General features: G+C 58.0%; 1 protein-coding gene. It reads left to right on the top strand.

Annotated features, from left to right (window positions below):
- On the top strand, window positions 1-333 hold a 333-nt coding region (locus AC25ND_RS26415; protein WP_486976686.1), incomplete at both ends, for a transposase.

Genomic DNA, 333 nt, shown 5'->3' with positions numbered 1-333 from the left:
TTCGAATCGAGGTAGGCCACGCAAGCGCTGCCGCTGGCTCCTGGCCGACAAAGGCTATGACGCAGAATCCTTGCGGCAATACTGCGACCGCTATCGGATACAGCCGGTGATTCCGCTGCGTGACATGAAACGCAAGCCGAAGCCGGGCTTGCCGCGGCTATTTGACAAGCCCAAGTATCGGCAGCGGAACGCTATCGAACGGCTATTTGGTTGGTTGAAGGAGCACCGCCGCCTGGGTACACGCTATTGCAAGCTAGCGGAAAGCTTCGCTGCGATGCTCACGCTGGCTTGCTGGCGGCGGTGTTTACGACATTACTTTTCGTACACTGCCTA

Source organism: Pseudomonas sp. P110(2024) (assembly GCF_057480795.1).
The sequence above is the reverse complement of the archived record's forward strand: the minus strand, read 5'-3'. Positions and strand labels throughout refer to the sequence as shown.